General features: G+C 42.6%; 1 protein-coding gene and 1 pseudogene. Both read right to left on the reverse strand.

Features of this window, described 5'->3' with window-relative positions; translation table 11 throughout:
* On the reverse strand, positions 1 to 1060 hold a 1060-nt coding region (locus tag ACFIK7_RS07685), incomplete at its 3' end, for a DnaB-like helicase C-terminal domain-containing protein (protein ID WP_375663196.1).
* Positions 1017 to 1656: pseudogene (locus ACFIK7_RS07690) on the reverse strand (phage late control D family protein); the annotation flags it as partial. The pseudogene ACFIK7_RS07690 and the gene ACFIK7_RS07685, both read right to left, overlap by 44 nt.

The following is a 1656-nucleotide window of genomic DNA, read 5'->3' on the forward strand; positions in this document are numbered from 1 at the left end:
AACCGCTTGTCATGAGTTGGATATAATCGATAATCAAGACATCTAGACCATGTTGTCGTTTAAGACGCCTTGCACGGGCGGACAATTGTGCAAAGGATACACCCCCCGTTTGATCAATATAAAGAGGGATTGTTTGTAAGGAACGCATTGCGTAAATGATGTTGGTAAATTGCTCTTCTGAGATATTACCACGACGCATATCAGAAGAAGAAACCTTTATTTGTTCTGAGATAATACGAGTTGCAAGCTGTTCTGTTGACATCTCAAGTGAGAAGAAACCAACTATACCCCCTTCATTTTCTTGGCTGTTATCACGCTTACAAGCATTGGCAATATTAAAAGCAATATTGGTCGCCAGTGAGGTTTTCCCCATCCCAGGGCGTCCAGCTATGATAATTAAGTCAGATGCTTGTAATCCTCCCATTTTCTCATCAAGGGTTTTGATATGGGTAGCTATCCCAGAAAGCTGTGAGGAACGCTTTTTTGCAGCGCTTGCCATGTTAAGTGCTTTTGCAATGGCTGTATCAAAGTTTTCAAACCCACCCCCATATTTCCCTTTTTCGGCGAGCTCAAATAACTGATTTTCAATCGTTTCAATTTGTTGGGTAGGCGTGAGCTCTACAGGGGCATCAAAAGCTGTATTGGCAACTTCATTGCCAAGATTAATCAAAGACCGGCGGATAAAAAGATCGTAAATAACGCGTCCATAATCTTCAGTGTTAATAATAGTGACTGCCTCTGTGGCTAAGCGAACAACATACTGGTATACAGTAATATCTCCAATTTTTTCTTCCATTTGGATATAGGGCTTGATTGTAATGGGGTTTGCAAGATGACCCTTTTGAATAATTTGTAAGACAATCTCAAAGATCTTTTGGTGTAGCGTTTCAAAAAAATGTTCTGCTTTGAGAAAGTCTGAAACTCGATCGTGTGCATTATTATTAATCAGGATTGCTCCAAGTAATGCCAGCTCTGCTTCACTATTATGGGGAAGTTGACGAAAAGAAGAAGCAAAATTATCTCTTGGATTTTCTGTTTTTAGCATGTTCAGTGTTCTCATTACTTTCTTTTCCCTTGTCTGGTGCCTCAAAGGTGATTTCTGTGGTGTATCCGCTTTGCTTCTCATAGCAGTGGGTGACGGTCGCAGCTTTCCATGGTCCATTGATTTGCCCACGAAACCCTTGCAATAAAAGAGGTTGATCCGCCATGATTTCAGGGCGTCCCTCAAGGGTCAAAGAACCACTGCCTACAGCACGACACAACCTGTCCGACTCGGAAGCAGCAGCAGCTCGTGCTTCCTCCTCACAAGTGTAACAAGTGAGAAGACGCCGCACGGGACCGCTAAACCCTGTCTGATGTTTGACTTGGCATTGCTGCCCTTTTGAGCGATCAAAATAAGAAGCTTCAATAGTGCCGTATTGTGTACGTGGCTCTAACGTAAATTCCCAGTTGGAACAGTCGTGCTTATGGATTGCTAATGCTGGTAAATTATCTCCGCTTAAAAACAAAAACTTATTGTCTTTGATTAAAAAACGTGCCCGCATGCGATCGGCAAGGCGGGTTAAAAAATCAACAGCCGATTGATCTGTACGAATCACATAAGGCAAAGTTTGTGTGGTGAACTGAGGACTGACCTTTGCTTGATAGCCATGGCGT

Origin of the sequence: Bartonella sp. CL266QHHD, assembly GCF_042195355.1 — a bacterium.
Taxonomy (GTDB): domain Bacteria; phylum Pseudomonadota; class Alphaproteobacteria; order Rhizobiales; family Rhizobiaceae; genus Bartonella.